This is a genomic window from Stenotrophomonas sp. FSL W7-1447, from assembly GCF_037966425.1.
Lineage (GTDB): Bacteria > Pseudomonadota > Gammaproteobacteria > Xanthomonadales > Xanthomonadaceae > Stenotrophomonas > Stenotrophomonas pavanii.
This window is the reverse complement of the sequence record NZ_CP150199.1, coordinates 4511798-4532696: the sequence shown is the minus strand read 5'-3', so window position 1 is coordinate 4532696 and position 20899 is coordinate 4511798. Positions and strand designations below refer to the sequence as shown.

The window sequence follows — 20899 nt, the reverse complement described above, 5'->3', positions numbered from 1 at the left end:
CGCATCCCGGAGTCCCCAACCCATGTCCAGCGACAGTAGAAGTCGACCTCGTTCGACGCCAGCGATGGCCACCGCCTGACATCGGGACGGTCTGCCTGCGTTGGCGTTGCGCGAGGTCGCACCCCACAAGGCAGAACCGATGAACCAGAAGCAATTGCTGCGCCCGGTGGCCGATGCCGCTGCCCTGGCCGCACCACTGGCGAACTACAACACCGCCGATGCGGTGGAATTCCTCAACACGCTGGAACTGACCCGCGCCGCGGAAACGCTGGCCGCGCTGCCGTTGCCGCGTGCAGTGAAAATGCTGGAAGCACCCGAGCTGCAGCGCAGCGGCGAGCTGGTGGCCGCGCTGCCACCGGCCCGTGCCGCCGCCCTGCTGGGGCTGATGGCCGATGACCGCGCCACCGACATCGTCCACGAGCTGGATGAGGAAGAGCGCGCACGGCTGATCCCGCTGCTGGGCAGCGACGCCCGCCAGGTCATCCAGAAGCTGCTGAGCTACCCGCCGAACACCGCCGGCGCGCTGATGACCACCGAATACGTGGCGGTGCCCGCCAGCTGGACCGTGGCGCAGACCCTGCAGCACATCCGCCAGGTCGAGCGCACGCGTGAAACGGTGTACGCGATCTACGTGCTGGACCCGGCCAGCCAGCAGCTGCAGCAGGTGGTGACCATGCGCCGGCTGATCACCGGCCTGCCGGAGGAGTCGATCCTGGACGTGGCCCAGGTCAATCCGCCGGTAACAGTGGATGCACTGATGGACCAGGAGGAAGTCGCGCGGCTGATCCGCCGCCACGACCTGCTGGCGATCCCGGTGGTCGATGCGCAGCAGCAGATGCTGGGCATCGTCACCGTGGACGACGTGCTCGACGCGCTGATCGAGGAATCCACCGAGGACGCGCACAAGTTCGGCGGCATGGAAGCCTTGGACAAGCCGTACATGCAGATCAGCTTCTTCGAGATGCTGCGCAAGCGCGCCGGTTGGCTGAGCGTGCTGTTCCTGGGCGAGATGCTGACCGCCAGCGCGATGCAGCACTACGAGGACGAACTGGCGCGGGCGGTGGTGCTGACCCTGTTCATTCCGCTGATCATGAGCTCGGGTGGCAACTCCGGCTCGCAGGCCACGTCGCTGCTGATCCGCAGCCTGGCACTGCGCGAGCTGCGCCTGCGCGACTGGTGGAAGGTGGCCTTGCGCGAGATTCCGACCGGCATGGTGCTCGGCGCGATCCTCGGCTGCCTGGCCATCGTGCGCATCGTGATCTGGCAGCTGGGCGGCCTGCATGATTACGGCGAGCACTGGATCCTGCTGGCAATCACCATCGGCGCTGCACTGGTCGGCATCGTCACCTTCGGTTCGCTGTCCGGCTCGATGCTGCCCTTCGTCCTGAAGCGGCTCGGCTTCGATCCGGCCAGCGCCTCGGCGCCGTTCGTGGCCACCCTGGTGGATGTCACCGGCCTGGTGATCTATTTCAGCATCGCCGCGCTGATCCTGCACGGCACGCTGCTGTAACGAAAAAAGGGGACGGAGGGGATTAAGTCGTTTGTGCACAAACGACTTAATCCCCTCCGTCCCCTTTTTTGGGTACCGTAGGCGCATGAGTACCTACCACCTGCAGTCCGTGTTCCGTCCGCAGTCGGTCGCGGTGATCGGCGGCAGCCCGCGTGAGCGCTCGGCCGGCCGTGCGGTGATGCGCAACCTGCGCGGCACCGGTTTCCCCGGCAAGGTGGCGTGGATCAACCCGCGGCACGCCGACATCGATGGCATCCGCACGGTCAAGCGGCTGAAGGACCTGGACTGGGTGCCTGACCTGGTGGTGATCACGGCACCAGCGGCAATCGTGCCGCAGGTGGTGCGCACCGCCGCCGAGCGCGGCGTGCAGGCCGCGATCATCCTCACCGCGCACCTGGGCGAAGGCCCCGGCTCGCTGTCGGCACAGGTAGAGGCGGTGGCCCGCAAGCATGGCCTGCGCATCCTCGGCCCGCATTGCCTGGGCGTGATCGCGCCGCATGCGCGGCTCAATGCCAGCATCGCCGCACATTTCCCGCAGGCCGGCGACCTCGCGCTGATCTCCGAATCCTCGGCCATTGCCGCCGCGCTGGTGGAGTGGGGCGTGGCGCGCTCGGTCGGGTTTTCCGCGGTGGTCTCGCTGGGCGACACGATGGACGTCGACTTCGGCGACCTGCTCGACTACTTCGCCACCGACTACCGTACCCGCGCCATCCTGCTCTACGTCGAGCAGATCAAGGACGCGCGCAAGTTCATGTCGGCCGCGCGTGCCGCCGCCCGCGCCAAGCCGGTGGTGGTGGTGAAGTCGGGCCGCGCCGAGCGCGTGCAGCCGGGCAGCCGCGATACCCATGTGCAGGCCCTGGCCCGTGCCGATGATGTGTACGGCGCCGCCTTCAACCGCGCCGGCCTGCTGCGCGTCGGCGCGCTGGACGAGCTGTTCACCGCCGCCGAATCGCTCGGGCGGCTGGGCACGTTCCCTGGCCGCCGCCTGGCCATCCTCAGCAATGGTGGCGGCGTCGGCCGCCTCGCCGTGGACCAGCTGATCGCGCTGCGTGGCACGCTGGCCACCCTGTCCGACAGCACGGTGCAGAAGCTCGATGCGGTATTGCCGCAGGGCTGGTCGCGCAGCAATCCGGTCGACATCGTGGTCGATGCCGATGGCGAGCGCTATGCCGCGGCCATCGAAGCGCTGCTGGCCGACAACGAGAACGACGCGGTGATGGTGGTCAACGTCCCCACCGCATTCACGTCGTCTGCAGACGCTGCGCAGGCGCTCACCCGCACGCTCGGCCTGCGTCCGCGCCATCATCGCGACAAGCCGGTGTTCGCGGTGTGGCTGGGCAACGACGACCAGGCCACCGCCACGCTCAACGCGGCACGGGTGCCGACCTATCCGACCGAGGCCGAGGCGGTACGCGGCTTCCAGCATCTGGTGCGTTACCGCGAGGCGCAGAACGCGTTGATGGAAACGCCGCCCAGCCTGCCGCAGGACTTCAACGTCGATGCGGCGGCCGCGCGAACGCTGGTCGATGCCGCGCTGGCCAATGGGCAGCAGTGGCTGGACCCGCTGGCCACGCACGAGCTGCTCAAGGCCTACGGCATTCCGTCCGCGCCGGTGATGCACGCGCGCGATGCGCACGAAGCGATGGACCTAGCGCAGCCACTGCTGGAACGCGGTGCGTCCGTAGCGCTGAAGATCCTCTCGCCGGACATTCCGCACAAGTCCGAAGTGGACGGCGTGCGCCTGAACCTGTCCACGCTGCCGGCGGTGCAGAGCGCGGCCAACGCGATCCTGTCACGTGCGCGCCAGTTGCGGCCGGACGCGCGCATCGACGGCCTGCTGGTACAGCCGACCATCGTGCGCCCGAAAGCGCGCGAACTGATCGTCGGCATTGCCGATGACGCAACGTTCGGCCCGGTGATCGTGGTCGGTCGTGGCGGTACTGCGGTCGAAGTGATCAACGACAAGGCGCTGGCACTGCCGCCGCTCGACCTGCGCCTGGCCCATGAACTGATCGGCCAGACCCGCGCCTCGCGCATCCTCAAGGCCTACGGCGATGTGCCCGCCGCCGACGAGCGCGCACTGGCGCTGGCGCTGGTCAAGCTGGCGCAGCTGGCCGCCGACATTCCCGAAGTACGCACGCTGGACATCAACCCGCTGCTGGTCGACGGCAAGGGCATCCTCGCCCTCGACGCGCGCGTGGCGGTGGCGCCGTCGCGCATCTTGCACAAGGGCCGCGGCCATCCGCGCTTCTCGGTGTTCCCGTACCCGAAGGAGTGGGAGCGCACCATCGAACTGTCCGATGGCGGCCGCGCGTTCGTGCGCCCGGTGCGGCCGGAAGACGATGCGCTGTTCCGCGCGTTCTTCGCCCGCGTCAGCGACGAAGACCTGCGCCTGCGCTTCTTCCAGTCGGTGAAGCACTTCAGCCACGAATTCATCGCGCGCCTGACCCAGCTCGACTACGCGCGCTCGATTGCGCTGGTGGCGATCGAGCCGCGCAGTGGCGAAATGCTCGGCGCGGTGCGCCTGCACGCCGATGCCGATTACCACCGTGGCGAGTACGGCATCCTGATCCGCTCGGACCTGAAGGGCCATGGCATCGGCTGGCGGCTGATGGCGATCATGATCGAGTACGCCAAGTGGCTGGGGCTGGACGTGGTCGAAGGCCAGGTGCTGCGCGAGAACAGCACCATGCTGGCGATGTGCCAGAGCCTGGGCTTCAAGACCCGGCTGGACCCGGATGACCCGACGGTGATGGTGGTGACGCTGCCGGTGCAGCAGGTCGAGGTGCCCGACGTCCCGGTGTAGCGCCGAGCCCACGCTCGGCTGCCTAGCATCATACGGGCACGCCTGAGCCGAGCATGGGCTCGGCTCTACAGCTTCAACGCGTGGGTTCCACCACCACCGCCGTGCCGTAGCACAGCACCTCGGTCAGCCCGGTCATCACATCGGTGGCGTCGTAGCGCATGCCGATGATTGCGTTGGCACCCAGCTGCCGCGCGTGCTTGACCATGTCGCGGTAGGTTTCCTCGCGAGCCTGTTCGCACAGCTCCGTGTAGATGGTGATGTTGCCGCCGAAGATCGTCTGGATACCGCCGAGGAAGTTGCCGACGATCGAGCGCGAGCGTACGGTGATGCCGCGCACCACACCCAGGTTGCGCACGACGCGATGGCCGGGCAGCTCGAAGGCGGTGGTGACCAGCGAATCGTCGAAGCGCAGCGCGGGTGGGGTGGGGGTACCGCTGTTGTAGGGGTCTGCCATGGTCGCGTCCGTATCGGAGAGTCGAACTTGCTCGACTCTACAACGCAACCGCCCGTTGCGGCATGGTTCCCTCACCGCACCGGCGCGACAATACCGCCATGACCGAGCGTATCCCCCTGCTCCTGCTGCCTGGCCTGCTCAACGATGCCGAGCTGTGGCGCGCGCAGTTGGCTGACCTGGCCGACATCGCTGACTGCACGGTCGGCGACCAGACCCGTGGCGAGACCCTGCAGGCGGTGGCCGAGGACGTGCTCGCACAGGCACCGGCGCGCTTTGCGCTGGCTGGCTTCTCACTGGGCGGCTTCGTCGCCCAGCAGATCCTGCGCATTGCGCCAGAGCGCGTGCTGCAGCTGGCGCTGATCGATACCTCGATCCACGCCGATTCACCGGAACGTGCCGAGCAGCGCCGCAGCCAGCGCGCCAGCGTGCGCCTGCCCGGAAAGTTCCATGGTTTCGGTGATGTGCTGATGCGCAGCTACATCGATGCGTCGCGGCTGGACGACTACGTGCTGGTGCAGCGCGTGCGCGACATGACCGCCCGCCTCGGTGCGGACGTCTTCCTGCGGCAGAGCGCACTGGAGCGCCGTGACGGCCATGATGTGCTGGCTGGTTACCGCGATCCGCTGCTGATCGTGTGCGGCGCCAATGATCGGATCACGCCGTTGGCGGTAAGCGAAGAAATGCACGCGCTGGTGCCGCACTCGCAACTGGTGGTGGTGCCCGATTGTGGGCACCTGGCACCGATGGAAAAGCCGGAGGAGGTCAGTGCGGCAATGCGTGGGTGGTTGCTGCAGGCCTAGGCCAAAGCCGCTTCTGGTCGGTGCGAACCTTGGTTCGCACCGTGTTTCAATGATCGATCAGACGTCTGCGCCGACCAAGGTCGGCGTCTACCAGAGCAGTTGCGCGCCGTCGTTGGAATCAATCCCAGGCCGGCGCGATGCCTTCCGGGTTCGCCAGGCGATGGCCGCGGTCGAGCTTGGCGATCTGTGCCATGTCTTCGTCGGTCAGGCGGATCGCTGCTGCTTCAAGGTTGCTGGCCAGGTTCTCGCGCTTGGTCGAGGACGGAATGACCGAGAAGCCCTGCTGCAGCGCCCAGGCCAGCGCGACCTGCGCCGGCGTGGCCTGGTGGCGTCCGGCGATGGCCTGGATCACCGGGTCCTTGATCACCTCGCCATAGGCCAGGCTCATGTAGGCGGTGATGTGGATGCCGTTGTCCTGCAGGAACTTCACCAGCAGGCGATTCTGCAGGTAGGGGTGGATTTCGATCTGGTTGGTGGCGATGGCATCGGCGCCGAGGATGCTGATCGCCTTGCGGGTCTGCGCGATGGTGAAGTTGGAGATGCCGATCTCGCGGGTCAGGCCCTGCGCCTTGGCTTCAGCCAGTGCGGACAGGTACTCCTCCATCGGCACGTCAACCTTGTCGTTCGGCGATGGCCAGTGGATCAGCGCCAGGTCGACGTACTCGGTGCGCAGCTTTTCCAGGCTCGTGCGCAGGCTGGCCAGCAGCGCATCGCGCTTGAACGCGGTGATCCAGACCTTGGTGGTCAGGTAGATGTCGTCGCGCGGCACGCCGGAATCGGCGATGGCCTGGCCGACCTCGGCTTCGTTGCCGTAGATCTGCGCGGTATCGATGGCGCGGTAGCCGACCTCCAGCGCGTTGCGCACGGAATCGATCACGGTCTGGTCTTTCAGGCGGAAGGTGCCGAGACCGAAGGCGGGGACAGTCATGGGGGGCTCCAGCAGAGGGGGAGGGAGGCGGGAATGTCCACGAAAGGGTAGGCCAGTCGCCGTGTGCATGCCGGCAACGGTGCATTGCGCCGCCGTATACGACCGCAGGTTCGCCGCAGGCCCTGGTGGGTGCGGACCGTGGGTCCGCACCGATTCCCGCCGTCGCCCGACCCACGGTCGGGAGCCACCGATCCCCGCGACGTGGGGAACCCGGAAGATTGCTCAGGCCGCGCGCGCCAACGCGTCCTTCGCCGCCGCCGTGGTCGACAGGTCGAACACATCCACCGCATCGATCAGGCGGTTGGCCTGTTGCTCAAGGCTGCGCGCGGCAGCGCTGGCTTCTTCCACCAGCGCGGCATTCTGCTGGGTGGTGCCATCCATCTGGACCACGGTCTGGCTGACCTGTTCGATACCCGCGCTCTGTTCCTGCGAGGCCGCGGAGATCTCAGCCATGATGTCGGTCACCCGCTGCACCGATGCGACAATCTCGGCCATGGTGTCGCCGGCCTCACGCACGCGCTGCGCGCCCTGTCCGACCTGTTCCACCGAGGCCTCGATCAGCGACTTGATTTCCTTGGCGGCCGCCGCCGAACGCTGCGCCAGTGTGCGCACTTCACTGGCGACCACCGCAAAGCCGCGGCCCTGTTCACCGGCCCGTGCCGCTTCGACGGCGGCATTCAGCGCCAGGATGTTGGTCTGGAAGGCGATGCCGTCGATCACGCTGATGATGTCGGCGATCTGCCGCGACGAGGTCTCGATCGCGCCCATCGTCGCCACCACCTGGCCGACCACGCTGCCGCCGTGCGAGGCGACCGTGTGTGCGCCGATCGCCAGCTGGTTGGCCTGGCGTGCGTGCTCGGCGTTCTGGCGCACAGTGGAGGTCAGTTCTTCCATCGATGCTGCCGTCTCTTCCAGGTTGGCGGCCTGCTGCTCGGTGCGGCGCGACAGGTCATTGTTGCCGGCGGCGATCTCCGCGGCGGCGGTGTGGATGTTGCCGGAGGCGTGCTTGATGTCGGTGACGATGGTCGCCAGCTGCGTGGCGGTGGTATTGGCATCGCTGGCGATACGCGCGAACACACCCTGGAAATCACCGTGCATGCGCGCACCGAGGCGGCCATCGGCGATCGCGCGCAGCATCGTCGAGACTTCGCCGAGGTTCAGTTCGGTGGTCTGCATCAGGCGGTTCAGGCCATCGACCATCGCGCGGAAGTCATGCTCGAAGCGCGCGCTGTCGCCACGCTGGCTGAAGTCTCCCGCGCCGGCAGCTTCGGCCAGGCGCCGGATCTCGCCATTGATCCTGCCGAGGTTGTGCTTGGCCATGTCCAGCGCTTCGGTGATCACCGCCTTCTCGCCGGGCAGGCGTTCCATGTCCTGGCTGAGGTCGCCGACCGCATAGCGGCCCATGATCGAGATCGCGCGCATCTTCACCTGGATATGCGCATCGACCAGCGTGTTGCAGTCGGCCACCATGGTGCCGAACGCGCCGGGGAATGCATCGGCCTCCATGCGATGGCTGATGGTGCCGGCCTCGTGCGCCTGTGCCATCGCGGCCTGGGCATCCAGTACCCTGCGCAGGGTGGACTGCACCGCTTGCATGGCCTGCGCGAGGCGGCCGATCTCATCGCGGCTGCGCACCTGCACCACGTGCTGCAGGTCGCCGGCGGCCACTGCACGTGCAGCGGCTTCCACCGCCAGCACCGGCTGCACCACCGCGCGCCGCAGCCACCAGGCCAGGCCGATCAGCAGCAGCACGGCGGCCAGTACGGTCAGTGCCGCGCACAGCAGCAGGGTCTGCCGGGCCTGCTGCGAACGGGACGCCACCGCTGCTTCAGCCACCTGCGTGGCGTGCGTGCTCAGCGCATCCAGTGCCATCGCCACCGGGCGATCCTTGCCGCGCACCAGGTTGTCGCCGGCCGCGGGATCGTAGCCGGCCGCGGCAAATGCCTGCAGCGCCGCGTGATAGTCCTGCTGCAGCTGCGCGTGCAGGCCAACGAACGCCTGCGCCAGCTCACGCGTGCGCGGGTCCGGGCTGGTGGCCAGACCCTTGGCCAGTTGCTCGACCAGGCGGCCTTCGCTGTCGAAGCCATCCAGGTGGCGTTGGCGCAGCGCGTCGTCGTGCCCGCGCAGCAGCACGTTCTTCCATTCCTGCACCTGGCCACGGAACTCACGCTGCAGGCGTTCGGCATCGCGGCTGTGCGCGACTTCGGGCGGGACCTCGGTGGACAACTTCAACCAGGCGGAGGCCAGGCCTGCCAGCGCGCACAGCAGGACCACGGCCAAGCCAACAGAAACCGCGCCGAGCAGCTTGGACTGCAGGCGCGGAGCACGGACAGACGCATTCATCGGGAAGCACTCTCGGGAAGGGGCAATGCGGTATCGACCCGCTACGCTTCCGCTGAAGTGCGACGAGCATCACATTAGCGTTTCGTTTAGTGATGTGAAGGAAGTGTTTCATAGGACAAATGTGTCCATATGGAACAAATACGGACCCTGGACAGGGGATATAAATGTAACTAATGTAGTTACATGAAATCCGCGAATCCGCTCTCTGACGCCCTGCACGTGATGGCGCACCTGGTCGGCCAGGATGGCCCACGCACCTCCGAGCAGCTGGCGTCCTGCCTGCCGACCCATCCAGTGGTGATCCGCCGCCTGCTGGCGCAACTGCACAAGGCCGGCCTGGTACGCAGCACCCGCGGCCATGGGGGTGGCAGCCAGCTGGCCCGCGATGCGGCGGCGATCACCCTGCATGACATCTACCTGGCCGTGGGCGCACCGCCCCTGGTGCAGGTCGGTACCCGCGACGCCGGCCGCGGCTGCCCGATCCAGCAGCTGGTCAACAGCGCGCTGCTGGAGGGGGCACGCGAGGCACAGCGGCTGCTGGAGGCGCGCCTGCGGGCGACCACGCTGGACCAGCTCGGCGCCGACTTCGCCCGCCATCTCGCCCATCACCGTTCCCTGGAAGCTCACCATGAATCCTGATGTGCTCATCGTCGGCGGCAGCTATGCCGGCATTGCCGCCGGCCTGATCCTGGCCCGTGCCCGCCGCCCGGTCACCATCATTGACGCCGGCTCGCCGCGCAACCGCTTCGCCAGCCATTCGCACGGCGTGCCAGGCCTGGATGGCATCAGCGGTGCCGAGCTGCTGAAGACCGCGCGCCAGCAGCTGCTGGACTACCCCACGGTGCGCTGGGTGCATGCCGAGGCCGTGCAGGCCAACGCCAGCGCAGAGGGCGTGGAAGTGCGGACCGCCGATGGCCAGGTGCTGGCCGCGCGCAAGCTGCTGCTGGCCAGCGGCATCGCCGACCAGCTGCCGGCGCTGCCGGGCCTGGCCGAGCGCTGGGGCAGCACCGTGCTGCACTGCCCCTACTGCCACGGTTACGAAGTGGGTGGCGGCGCCATCGGCCTGCTTGGTGGCCATCCGATGTCCGCCAGCAAGGCACCGTTGTTCGCCGACTGGGGCAATGTCACGTTCTTCAGCATGGGACGGGACATCACCGATGAGGAACGCGCCGCCATGCAGCAGCGCGGGGTGCAGATCGAGACGTCACCGGTGCTGCGCGTGCAGGGCGACCAGCCGACCTGGCTGGAGGTGGAGCTGGCCGACGGCCGCCGCATCGCCCAGCGGGCGCTGTTCGTGCCGGCCACCCAGGTGATGGCCACACCGCTGGTGCAACAACTGGGCTGCACATTGGCCGAGAGCCCGCTGGGCGAGCTGATCGAGGTCGACATGATGAAGCAGACCTCGGTGCCCAACGTGTACGCCGCAGGCGATGCGACCACGGTCGGCAACATCACCCTGGCCATGGCCGAAGGCGTGCGCGCGGGTATCGGCGTGCACCACGCGCTGGTGGCCGAAGACAGCGTGCCGCGCTGAATGTGCCGGGGTCAGATCCCTTTCGCAGAAAGGGATCTGACCCCCGACGCGACGTGCTGCTCTGGTAGCGGCCGGCCTTGGCCGGCACCGCTCGGTTACCCCTTCACGCACAGCACCTGGCGCAGGGTGTGCACCACCTCGACCAGGTCCAGCTGCGCGGCCATCACATCGTCGATCGACTTGTACGCGGCCGGTGACTCGTCCAGCACGCCGCTGTCCTTGCGGCATTCCACGTGCGCGGTGGCCTCGCGGTGCTGGGCCAGCGTGATCTGCTGGCGCGCGGCGCCACGGCTCATCACCCGGCCGGCACCGTGGCTGCAGCTGTGGAAGCTGTCTGCGTTGCCCTTGCCACGCACGATGTAGCTGCGCGTGCCCATGCTGCCGGGAATGACGCCCAGCTCACCCTCGCGGGCACTGACAGCCCCCTTCCGGGTCACCAGCAGCTCCTGCCCGTGGTGCGTTTCCTTCTGCACGTAGTTGTGGTGGCAGTTCACCGCCATCGCCGCCAGCTGGAACTTCGGCAACCGGTGGCGCATCTCGGCCAGCACGCGCGACATCATCGCCTCGCGGTTCTGCCGGGCATAGTCCTGCGCCCACGACACGGCTTCGACGTAGTCATCGAACAGCGGCTCGCCTTCCATGAAGAACGCCAGGTCCTTGTCCGGCAGGTGGAAGCCGAGCACGCGCCGGGCCAGTTCCTCGCGCGCCTTCTCGATGAAGTAGGTACCGATCAGGTTGCCGGTGCCGCGCGACCCGCTGTGCAGCATCACCCACAACGTATCCGCCTCGTCCAGGCACAGTTCAATGAAGTGGTTGCCACCACCCAGCGTACCCAGCTGGCGGTCGAGCTTGTCGGTGCGGATCCTGCGGTGCTTGTCCTTGATCTTCTCCAGGCCGGCGGCCAGCCCGGACTGCACCAGCCGGGTGTGGATGCTGTCGGGCATGCGGTGATGCTCGCCGCCACGCCCATTGCCGACCGGAATGCTGCGCTCGATGCTGTTGCGCAGCTGCCGCAGGTCATCGGGCAGGTCGTTGGCGCGCAGCGTGGTGCGTACGGCCGCCATGCCGCAGCCGATGTCGACGCCGACTGCGGCCGGGATGATCGCACCGCGGGTCGGGATCACCGAGCCCACGGTCGCGCCCTTGCCCAGGTGCACGTCCGGCATCACGGCCACCCACGGCCCGACGAACGGGATCGCGGCGATGTTGCGCAGCTGCTCATGCGCCTGCGCTTCCAGCGGCACACCGTTGACCCAGCCCTTGATCGGCGTGGTGCCCTCGGCGTGCAGCCATTGATAGTTGTGTTGCGTGTCCATGTCTTCGTGTATGTCCTTGATGGGCCGGCGGCGCGTCCCTGCGCCGCCGCGACCCCCTACCTGATCGTCACCAGCTGCTTCAGCACGCCATCCAGGCCGCCGAACACGGTGAGCGTGTCGATCTTCTCGGTGACCTTCTCCAGTGCCTCCAGCTCCTTCAAGCGCATCAGCACCGGATTGTCCTCGATCAGCTTTGCAGTGTTGAGCTGCGAACGCGTGGCGTTGGCCTCCTCGCGGCGACGGATCACGCTGGCCTGGGCCTGCTTCTCGGCCAGCACCACGCCGTTGAGGATCTCCTTCATCTCGCCCGGCAGGATCACGTCCTTGATGCCGACGCCGAGCAAGCGCACGCCGTGGCCCTCGATCGCCGCCTGCACATGGGCGGCGATCTCACCGTCCAGTGCTGCCTTGTCGCCCAGCAGCTCGTCCAGGCTGCGCGCGGCAATCGCCTGGCGCAGGCCGAACTGCAGCTGCCGGTAGACGAACTCATCGGCATTGCTGAGCGTGCGGTGTGCACGCACCGGGTCGACCACCTGCACGGTCGCGGCCAGGTTCACCCGCAGGGTCACCTTGTCACGGCTGAGCAGCTCCTGGCCGGACACGTCCAGCGAACGTGCACGCAGTTCCACGCGCTCCACCGACACGTTGCCGTTGAAGTTCCAGAACGCGTGCAGGCCGGCGTCCAGCGTCTGCCGCAGCGTGCCATCGATGAACAGCAGGCCCACCGACTCGCTCGGCACGGTGCTGATCACCGCCACGCGCGGCAGCACGCCCAGCTGGCCCAGGCGCTGCTGCACGTCCACCGGAATGCGCGGCTCGTCACCCAGCGCCATCACGCGCACCTGGGTGTCGACCGAACCGCGCCAGTACAGGCGACGGCTGCCCGGCGGCAGGACTTCATCGATGCGGCCATTGCGCAGCACCAGGCCGACCTCGGTGGCGCCGACATTGGCCAGCACGAAGTGGGTGTCCAGCTGTGCGCCCAGCGCTTCGATCAGGCTGTCCTGGTCGCTGCCGGTGTAGGCCGCGCCCTTCGATGCGGTGTGGATGTCTACCTGCGGGCGACCGCCGAACAGCGACAGGCGGTGCACGCCCGGCAGCAGGATCTGCTGGAAACGACGGTTGCGATACACCAGGCCGCGCTCGCCGTCGCCGATCACGACCTTGATGGTCCAGAACATGGGAGTCTCTCCTTGTATGGCTCTGGTGGTTCGACCCGTTGCGGATGAATCGCCATGACCCGGGTCGATCAGGTCGTGGCGCGGCCGCCTGCACACCACGTGCAGGCAGCGGAAGAGGGCGGCCATCGGCGGACGGTCCGCGCGCGGAGCCTTCGGTGCACCGGCAGTGCTGCCATCGTCGTTCCCTGCAGGCAGCACCAGGGCGGAACGTGGCTGGCAGTGGCGGCGGGCCGGGGCCCGGCGTGCGGTCCGTTGCCGTCCACGCCCCGCCCGAAGGCGATGGCGGTGGACGGCGACGATGGCCGCTGGGGCTTGCGCCCCGGGTGTTGCTTCAGGTCATGACGTGACAGGTCATGTGGTTTGGAGTGGGAGTCGAACCCACGACAGACGGATTACGGATCCGTTGCTCTGACCAAGCTGAGCTATCCAGTTGGGGACCGCGCGGAATCGAACCGCGTACCGGCGAACCGGCGCCTGCCTCCAGCAGGCGATCCAGGCGATGGCATGTCCGCGACCTCCGGCATACGCCACGGCAACGCCGCGCGCACCAGCCCGTGGTGGAAACGGGACCGTTGGAGAATCGAGGGTGCAGGCCACCGACATTATCGCGAGCGATAATGTTTGGGAGCGATGCAGATAATGTCCAGGCGCCGCCACTCGCGCGAAGTAAATCCTTCCGCGGGGCGGGGAAATCCTGGGTCAGTGAGCGGCGGGTTGCCGCGCGGGGTGCAGTTCTGGCATCGCGGGTCCTTGTGCCGACGCAAACGAAAACGCCCCCGGGACTTGCGTTCCGAGGGCGTCGTCAGGCCTCGGAGATCGGGGTGGCCGATCTCCGCAGGGCGGGTATCAGGCCGTTGTCAGCTGGGCTTCCTTGCCGAACGCGCGCGCCAGCACGTCCATGCGAAGGCATGGCAGCAGTTTGGCGATGGCGACGGAATGCGCGTTCAAGGGAAGTTTCCAGTGGTTGCTGAAACGAGGTGCGCACGATAAACCACGATTTAGTCGCGCGCAACCATTTTGTTCAATTATTTTCTTCTTTACCGCGCGATGCCGGCCAGCGACCGGCACTACCTGACTGTGTCATGCCGGCCAGCGGCCGGCACCACCTGACTGTGTCATGCCGGCCAGCGACCGGCACTACCTGACTGTGTCATGCCGGCCAGCGGCCGGCACTACCTGACTGTGTCATGCCGGCCAGCGACCGGCACTACCTGACTGTGTGATGCCGGCCGGCGGCCGGCACCACCGGGTCTCAGGCTTCGGCGCTGGCGGCGTCAAGTTGCGCGATGTCCTGCACGCTCAGCGACAGGTTGGCCGCTGCCAGCAGGTCGTGCAGCTGCTCGACACTGGTGGCGCTGACGATCGGTGCGGTGACCGACGGCCGCGCGATCTGCCATGCCAGTGCGATCTGCGCAGCGCTTGCGCTGTGCTTGCTGGCCACGTCGTCCAGCGCCTGCAGGATGCGCAGGCCGCGCGGATTCAGATAGCGCTTCACCACGGTCTCGCCACGCGCCGGGCTCTTGGCTGCATCGGCCGGCGTGCGGTACTTGCCGCTGAGGAAGCCGCTGGCCAGCGCGTAGTAGCCGATCACGCCGATCTGTTCGCGCTGCACCAGGGGTTCCAGCTCCTTTTCGTAGCCGGCACGGTCATACAGGTTGTACTCCGGCTGCAGCGTTTCGTAACGCGGCAACTTGTAGTCGGTGGACACCTTCAGGGCATCGGCCAGGCGCGTGGCGCTGTAGTTGGACGCACCGATGGCGCGCACCTTGCCGGCTTCGATCAGCCGCCCGAACGCGGCCAGCGTCGCTTCCAGCGGCGTCGCCTCGTCATCCTCGTGGGCCTGGTACAGATCGATCACGTCGGTCTGCAGCCGGCGCAGCGAATCCTCGACCGCCGCATTGATGTTGTCCGGGGTCAGGCCAGGGCGCTCGGCCCACTTGGCCACCTTGGTCGCCAGCACCACCTTGTCGCGCTTGCCGCTGCGGGCAAACCACTTGCCGATCAGCGTTTCCGATTCGCCGCCGGCATTGCCCGGCACCCAGGCCGAGTACACGTCGGCGGTGTCGACCAGATTGAAACCGGCGTCAACGAAGGCATCGAGCAGGGCGAAGCTGGCCTTCTCATCGGCGCTCCAGCCGAACACGTTGCCACCGAAGGCGAGCGGACGTACATGCAGGCCGGAACGGCCCAGTTCGCGGGTTGCCGTCATGGGCACGGACTCCTTGGGGGAAGTGCTCCAGAATAGAACGCGTTGTGTGACCGTGCTGCGGCGGCAACCACAAAACAGTGTTCCGCGTCAGGCGCGCAGCTAACGTTTTGTGAACACCTGGTGCGCCGCGGCTGCTAGTCTCGCCGCATCTTCCGCTGGAGTCGCTCCGATGATGCCTGTTTCGTCCCTGCGTGGTTGCCGCCTGCTGCTTGCTTCGGCCCTGATTGCCGCTGTTCCTGCGTTCGCCGCACCGGCCACGGTGGCGCCGGCGAAGATCCAGGTGTCACCGGCGATCGAGGCGGCGGTGAAGGCACCCACCCGTGATGCCAACAACGTCAAGCGCGACGGCTTCCGCCACCCGGCGCAGACGCTGTCGTTCTTCAAGGTGACGCCGGAGAAGACCGTCATCGAGATCACGCCCGGCAACGGCTGGTATTCGGAGATCCTGGCGCCGCTGCTGCAGGACAAGGGCCGCTACGTGGCTGCCGTGGTCGATCCGATGGCGGTGCCCGAGGGTCGCGGCCGTGACTACCAGCAGCGCAGCCGCGACAGCCTGGAAAAGAAGTACGCCGGCGCGCCGGCACAGTTCGGCAAGACTGCCGTGGTGGCCTATGATCCGGCCAAGCCGGTGTTCGGCCCGGCCAATTCAGCCGATGTGGTGCTGACCTTCCGCAACGTGCACAACTGGCGCAAGGCTGGCCAGGCGCAGGGCATGTTCCAGGGCTTCTTCAACGTGCTCAAGCCGGGCGGCGTGCTGGGCGTGGTCGAGCATCGCGCCAAGGCCGACGTGGCCGATGACGATGACACCGGCTATGTCGGCCAGCAGCAGGTGATCGCAATGGCCGAAGCCGCCGGCTTCAAACTGGACGCGCGCAGCGAGGTCAACGCCAACCCGCGTGACACCAAGGACCACCCGAACGGCGTGTGGACGCTTCCGCCGACCAACCAGCACGACAAGGCCGATGATGCGAAGTACCAGGCGATCGGCGAAAGCGACCGCATGACCCTGCGCTTCATCAAGCCGTAAGTGCGGCGCCGGGCTGCGCCCGGTGAGCGCTGCGGCGTCACAATGGACGTAAGGTGTATCCGCCGGGCGTTGCCCGGCCCTGCTGCCAATGGAGTGGACAGTTGAAGAAGGTGTTCTATATCGCTGTTGCAGTGCTGGTGTTGGCGCGGCTGATTGATTTCGTGTTCTACGGTGGCCATGCCTACGACCTGGTGGCGACGGTGGGGTTTGTCGTGCTGTTTGCCGGTGCGCTGCTGGAGGAGCGCGCGCGGGCCATGAATCCGCCGCCGGTTCGCCTGCGGCGCCGGGCCAATGTCATCGCGGCGTGCGGCATCGCACTGGTGCTGGGCTCTTTCCTGCTGGAGTGGAAGGTCTTCGGTTGATCGCGTCGCAGCTTCGGCGGGCGTGATGCCCGGTAGCGCCGGGCCGCGCTCGGCGAGCGGGCAGCGCGGCATGGGACAATGCTTGCACCCGCCGCCTGCCGTGCCTGCAATGCTGATCGCCTTCAACAAGCCCTTCAACGTGCTCTGCCAGTTCACCGACCGCAGTGTGCCGCCACGGCCGACCCTGGCCGGGTTCGGCCTGCCGCCGCGCGTGTATGCCGCCGGCCGCCTGGACCATGACAGCGAGGGCCTGCTGCTGCTGACCGACAACGGCACCCTGGCGCACAAGCTCACCGACCCCCGGCACAAGGCCGACAAGACCTACTGGGTGCAGGTGGAAGGCACGCCCGGTGACGAGCAGTTGCAGCGGTTGCGCGATGGGGTGGAACTGAATGACGGGCCGACCCGGCCGGCGAAGATCGAACGCCTTGATCCGGCCCCCGCGTTGTGGACGCGCGATCCGCCGGTACGCTTCCGCAAGACCGTGCCTGACAGCTGGCTGGCGATCACGATCCGCGAGGGGCGCAACCGCCAGGTGCGGCGGATGACGGCGGCGGTGAACCTGCCGACACTGCGGCTGGTGCGGGTGTCGATGGGGCCCTACCGGCTGGACGACCTGCAGCCCGGACAGTGGCGGCAGATCGGTTGAGACAGAAAGGGCCGGAGGCCTTGCGGCGCCCGACCCTCATGCGCTGCCTTGGGGTCAGAGCCCTTCCCGCGGAAGGGATCCGACCCCGGTGGATTCACGCGTCGCTGCCGATATCGCTGTGCTCGTCCACCACGGTATCGTTGCGGCGGTCACGCGCGCTGATGCGCTGCGCCTGCCCATTCACCACGTGGCCGTTGGCGGCCTTCTTCTTCTGCTGCTTGCGGTACAGCGCATAGCCAAGCAGGCCGACGCCCACTGCAGCGGCGGCGATGGTCACGGCCGGGTTGCGGCGGGCGAACTTGGTGGCGACCTTGCCACCGGTCTTGACGGCGCCCAGCGCCGCGCCGGTCTTGATCCAGTCACTGGCCTGCGGGCCAAGATGGCGCAGGCTGCCACCGGCGCTCTTCAGGCCGTCGCCGGCACTATGGGCCAGGTCCAGGGCGCGCTCCAGAGCGCGGTCGGTGATCACGGTCAGCTTGCTCATGCGGGGGTCCTTTGCCTCGGGTCGAAGTCCAGTGTCGCGTGTTGCCCGTAAACGGTATGTCAGTCGGGGACGCAGGCGGTGTGACTTCAGCGTAGCCATTCAGGATCAGGCAGGGTCCGCTGGCGGGAGTGCCGGCCGCTGGCCGGCAATGCGCTTCACCTGGTGCCACGCGGCTGTCGGCCAGCGGCCGGCACTACCCGTCAGGTACCGCGCGGCTTGGCCCGGTGCGTGGCCGTGGCCGTCCACGGATCATCCGGCCACGGATGGCGCGGGTAGCGGCCCTTCATTTCCTTTTTTACTTCGGCGTAGGTGTTCTCCCAGAAGTTGCGCAGATCCTGGGTGACCTGGAGCGGGCGGCCGCCGGGGGAGAGCAGGTGCAGGGTCAGCGGCACGCGGCCATCGGCGATGCGCGGCGTATCGGCCAGACCGAACAGTTCCTGCAGCTTCACCGCCAGCACCGGCGGCAGCGGATCGCCGCTATCGCTGTCCAGCGCATAGGTGATCGGCCGCTCCAGTCCGGACGGCACGGTGATGCGCGTGGGTGCATGACGCTCGATCAGCTGGCGTTGTGACCACTCCAACGGTGACTTCAGCGCCTCGCCGAAACTGGACTCGTCCAGCGCATCCAGGCGGCTCTTGCCGGCAAACGCGGGCTGCAGCCACTGTGCGCGGTTGGCCAGCAGGGCCGTGTCGCTGCAGTCGGGTAGATCCAGTTCCGGCATCCAGCGTCGAAGCGATTCGACTCGGGCCTGCCACTGGCGCAGGCTTTCGGTCCACGGCAGGGCCTGCAGGCCGAGTTCGGCCACCGCATCGGTCAGCGCCTGCGCGGCGTGCTGCGGATCGACCCGGCCAGCGGAGCGGCTGTCGAGCACGATGCGGTCGAAACGGGTCTCGCGCAGCGCCACCAGGGCGCGGCGTTCACTGTCCCAGCGCACCACGTCTTCAGTGACGAAGCGTTCCGGCCACGCGTTGCGCAGCCGGCCCTCATCCACCGGGGCGGCACGCAGCAGCAGCGCATCGCGCGCTTCGAAGCGCAGTTCGCTGGCCACCAGCCACGGTTCACCACGCAGGTCGCTCAGCTCGTGCAGGCGCGCGCTGCGACCATTGGCCAGCAGGTAGCGCAGGGGATCGCTGGGATGCTGGAAACCGATCCGGTCGGGGAAAGCGTGTGCGAGCAGGTCACCGAGTTCGTGCGCCTCGATGCTGGACGGCGGCGCGGTCTCGCAGCGCAGGCGTCGTCGCCACTGCTTGGCGGCAGCATCGATGGCGGCCAGCCCGCTGGGATTGGCGTCCACCGGCGCGCGGCCGTTGCGGAACGCGGCCAGTGCGCGCCAGCGGGCCGCCAGCGCGTCACCGCCCTGGCGCAACGGGTCGCGCGCTTCCAGCAGGGCGGCCAGATCGGCGGCCAGGGCCTGCGCACGTGCATCGGGCGCTGCCAGCAGCATTGCCGCCATCCGTGGATGCGTGCCCAGCGCCAGTACGCGCCGGCCGAGTGCGGTGATCGCGCCAGTGCTGGACAGCGCGCCCAGCCGCTGCAGCAGTTCGCGCGCCGCGCCCATCGGGCCGGCAGGTGGCGGATCGAGGAAGCGCAGGTCAGTGCTGCCCCAGGCGGCCAGTTCCAGCGCCAGTCCGGCCAGTTCCACCTGGTCGATCTCGGCGCGGCGTTGCGGCTCCAGCCGCTGCGACTGCGGCCACAACCGCCAGGCCACGCCTTCGGCCACGCGGCCGGCACGGCCCGCGCGCTGGTCCGCCGAGGCCTGTGCGATGGCCACCACGTCCAGCCGGGTGAAGCCGCTGTTGGGGTCGTAGCGCGGCTCGCGCGCCTGGCCGCTGTCGATCACCACGCGCACGCCGGGCAGCGTCACCGACGACTCGGCGACGTTGGTGGCCAGCACCACGCGGCGGCGCCCATCGCTGGCCGCCTGCAGTACGCGCGCCTGCTGTTCCACCGGCAGTTCACCGTGCAGGGCCAGCACCTCCACGCCGTCATCCAGCGATTCCTGCAGGCCCGCTTGCACCCGCGCGATCTCGCGCTGGCCGGGCAGGAACACCAGCAGGTCACCCGGATGCTCGGCCAGCGCCTGCTGTACGGCGCGGCGCACCTGCAGTTCCAGGGCTTCATCGCGGCGCGCCGGGAAGTGGCTGATCGCCACCGGATAACTGCGGCCCTCGCTGCTCAGCCGCGGTGCGTCGAGGAAGCGTGCCAGCCGCTCGCCGTCCAGCGTGGCCGATATCACCACCAGGCGCAGGTCGTCACGCAGCTGCGCCTGCACGTCCAGCGCCAGCGCCAGCCCGAGGTCGCCACTGAGGTGGCGCTCGTGGAATTCGTCGAACAGGATCGCACCGACCTCTTCCAGCATCGGGTCGTCCTGCAGCATGCGGGTCAGGATGCCTTCGGTGACGACTTCGATGCGCGTGCGTGACGAGATCCTATTCTCGAAGCGGATGCGGTAGCCGACCGTGCCGCCGACGTCCTCGCCGAGCTGTCGCGCCATGAACAGCGCGGCGCTGCGTGCAGCGACCCGGCGCGGCTCCAGCAGGATGATCTTCCGCCCCTGCAGCCACGGTGCATCGAGCAGCGCCAGTGGCACCTGGGTGGTCTTGCCGGCGCCAGGTGGCGCTTCCAGCACCAATCGAGAGTGCTGTCGAAGTACGTCCAGGACCTGCGGAATCAGCGCGGAGATCGGGAAAACAGGCGGTTTCATGTTCCAAGGATAAACGTCCCGGCGCCGACGTGGCTTGACCCCGCAAGGTCGGGGTGTTCTGGTAACGCGCCCTGCCTCCGGCCTGCCCATGCGTCCCAGCCTCCTGCTTGCCTCACTCCTGCTGCTGCCTACGTGCAACAGTGCCAGCGCCGCGCCGTCCGACACAGCCCACCCGATGGCGCGCCTGCTGGGTGCGGACGTTCAGCAGCGCTACCTGCCGCAGGGCATGAGCGATGAACTGTCGATCCGGCGTGCCTATGAACAGGGCATTCTGCGTTCGCCGGACTTTCCTTCGCTGGAAATCTCCGGCGACCAGGCTTTCATCTTCTTCGCCCAGTTCGCGCGCAGCAGGATGGGGCCGACCTTCAATACCTTGACCGTGTGCCACAATCCAGACGGCTTCCGGCTGTTGGTCGGAGGTGGATCGCGCCAGTCCTGCGCAGCACGCCCCGACGCGGGGATGCGGTTCATCCGCCAACGAAATGGCGACCTGGTGTGCGAGCCCTGCGCTGCGCTCAACTTGCCGGAGCGCTGGGAGCGCCACGACCGCCACACGCATTGACCCGCCGATCACCGCCGAGGCGGGGGCTA

Annotated in this window: 17 protein-coding genes and 1 tRNA gene; 9 read left to right on the top strand and 9 right to left on the bottom strand. The window is 67.8% G+C overall.

The genetic code is table 11. The features are described 5' to 3' along the window. The first annotated feature begins 139 nt into the window (after positions 1-139). Both mgtE and NSQ78_RS21030 read left to right on the top strand, forming a co-directional pair. Positions 140-1510 carry a magnesium transporter gene (gene mgtE, locus NSQ78_RS21035; RefSeq protein ID WP_149902052.1) on the top strand — a complete coding sequence of 457 codons (1371 nt, stop codon included), beginning with the start codon at positions 140-142 and terminating at the stop codon, positions 1508-1510. An 85-nt stretch (positions 1511-1595) separates the two neighbouring features. Continuing rightward, positions 1596-4316 (top strand): bifunctional acetate--CoA ligase family protein/GNAT family N-acetyltransferase, encoded by a 2721-nt coding sequence (locus NSQ78_RS21030; RefSeq protein ID WP_064239500.1) that lies wholly within the window; start codon positions 1596-1598, stop codon positions 4314-4316. A gap of 73 nt (positions 4317-4389) precedes the next feature. Here NSQ78_RS21030 and NSQ78_RS21025 read toward each other — a convergent pair whose 3' ends face one another. Further along, positions 4390-4770, bottom strand: a complete 381-nt coding sequence (locus NSQ78_RS21025; protein ID WP_049470734.1) for a YbjQ family protein — start codon at positions 4768-4770, stop codon at positions 4390-4392. A 98-nt stretch (positions 4771-4868) separates the two neighbouring features. On the opposite strand from NSQ78_RS21025, the gene NSQ78_RS21020 reads away from it, so the two are divergent. Next, the gene (locus NSQ78_RS21020) at positions 4869-5570 is read left to right on the top strand and encodes an alpha/beta hydrolase (RefSeq protein ID WP_064239499.1); all 702 of its coding nucleotides are present in this window, start codon (positions 4869-4871) and stop codon (positions 5568-5570) included. Positions 5571-5688: 118 nt separating this feature from the next. Here the strand turns inward: NSQ78_RS21020 and dkgB are convergent, their stop codons facing one another. Together dkgB and NSQ78_RS21010 are read right to left on the bottom strand one after the other, a co-directional pair. Beyond that, positions 5689-6498: a 2,5-didehydrogluconate reductase DkgB gene (dkgB, locus tag NSQ78_RS21015; RefSeq protein WP_049470749.1), complete on the bottom strand. Its 810-nt coding sequence runs from the start codon at positions 6496-6498 to the stop codon at positions 5689-5691. Between the two features lie 222 nt (positions 6499-6720). Further along, positions 6721-8841 (bottom strand): methyl-accepting chemotaxis protein, encoded by a 2121-nt coding sequence (locus tag NSQ78_RS21010; RefSeq protein WP_064239498.1) that lies wholly within the window; start codon positions 8839-8841, stop codon positions 6721-6723. Positions 8842-9024: 183 nt separating this feature from the next. Here NSQ78_RS21010 and NSQ78_RS21005 point away from each other — a divergent pair, with 183 nt between their 5' ends. Next, entirely contained in the window at positions 9025-9480 is a 456-nt protein-coding gene (locus NSQ78_RS21005) for an Rrf2 family transcriptional regulator (protein WP_064239497.1), read from the top strand. Beyond that, the gene (locus NSQ78_RS21000) at positions 9470-10375 is read left to right on the top strand and encodes an NAD(P)/FAD-dependent oxidoreductase (protein ID WP_064239496.1); all 906 of its coding nucleotides are present in this window, start codon (positions 9470-9472) and stop codon (positions 10373-10375) included. Before NSQ78_RS21005 ends, NSQ78_RS21000 begins: the two co-directional genes overlap by 11 nt. Before the next feature lie 95 nt (positions 10376-10470). Here the strand turns inward: NSQ78_RS21000 and NSQ78_RS20995 are convergent, their stop codons facing one another. The 4 genes from NSQ78_RS20995 to NSQ78_RS20980 all read right to left on the bottom strand — a co-directional run bounded on the left by NSQ78_RS20995 (position 10471) and on the right by NSQ78_RS20980 (position 15081). Beyond that, entirely contained in the window at positions 10471-11691 is a 1221-nt protein-coding gene (locus NSQ78_RS20995) for an RtcB family protein (protein WP_064239495.1), read from the bottom strand. 56 nt (positions 11692-11747) lie between these two features. After that, positions 11748-12872 carry a slipin family protein gene (locus NSQ78_RS20990; RefSeq protein ID WP_064239494.1) on the bottom strand — a complete coding sequence of 375 codons (1125 nt, stop codon included), beginning with the start codon at positions 12870-12872 and terminating at the stop codon, positions 11748-11750. 356 nt (positions 12873-13228) lie between these two features. Further along, positions 13229-13302: transfer RNA gene (locus NSQ78_RS20985), tRNA-Thr, on the bottom strand. 822 nt (positions 13303-14124) lie between these two features. Beyond that, positions 14125-15081 carry an aldo/keto reductase gene (locus NSQ78_RS20980; protein ID WP_049470769.1) on the bottom strand — a complete coding sequence of 319 codons (957 nt, stop codon included), beginning with the start codon at positions 15079-15081 and terminating at the stop codon, positions 14125-14127. A 169-nt stretch (positions 15082-15250) separates the two neighbouring features. Between NSQ78_RS20980 and NSQ78_RS20975 the strand changes: the two genes are divergently transcribed. The 3 genes from NSQ78_RS20975 (at position 15251) to NSQ78_RS20965 (ending at position 17119) form a co-directional block, all read left to right on the top strand. After that, positions 15251-16108, top strand: a complete 858-nt coding sequence (locus tag NSQ78_RS20975; protein ID WP_064239493.1) for a class I SAM-dependent methyltransferase — start codon at positions 15251-15253, stop codon at positions 16106-16108. 110 nt (positions 16109-16218) lie between these two features. Then, on the top strand, positions 16219-16470 hold the full coding sequence (locus NSQ78_RS20970; RefSeq protein WP_223224768.1) for a hypothetical protein: 252 nt from the start codon (positions 16219-16221) through the stop codon (positions 16468-16470). Positions 16471-16579: 109 nt separating this feature from the next. Continuing rightward, positions 16580-17119, top strand: a complete 540-nt coding sequence (locus NSQ78_RS20965; protein WP_064239492.1) for a pseudouridine synthase — start codon at positions 16580-16582, stop codon at positions 17117-17119. 94 nt (positions 17120-17213) lie between these two features. On the opposite strand, the gene NSQ78_RS20960 is transcribed toward NSQ78_RS20965, so the two are convergent. Together NSQ78_RS20960 and hrpB are read right to left on the bottom strand one after the other, a co-directional pair. Then, the gene (locus NSQ78_RS20960; RefSeq protein WP_049459858.1) at positions 17214-17603 is read right to left on the bottom strand and encodes a hypothetical protein; all 390 of its coding nucleotides are present in this window, start codon (positions 17601-17603) and stop codon (positions 17214-17216) included. 200 nt (positions 17604-17803) lie between these two features. Further along, positions 17804-20308, bottom strand: coding sequence for an ATP-dependent helicase HrpB (gene hrpB / locus NSQ78_RS20955; protein WP_308306481.1), 2505 nt, complete (start codon positions 20306-20308; stop codon positions 17804-17806). A 175-nt stretch (positions 20309-20483) separates the two neighbouring features. On the opposite strand from hrpB, the gene NSQ78_RS20950 reads away from it, so the two are divergent. After that, the gene (locus NSQ78_RS20950) at positions 20484-20870 is read left to right on the top strand and encodes a hypothetical protein (RefSeq protein WP_123959211.1); all 387 of its coding nucleotides are present in this window, start codon (positions 20484-20486) and stop codon (positions 20868-20870) included. The last annotated feature ends 29 nt before the right edge of the window (positions 20871-20899 follow it).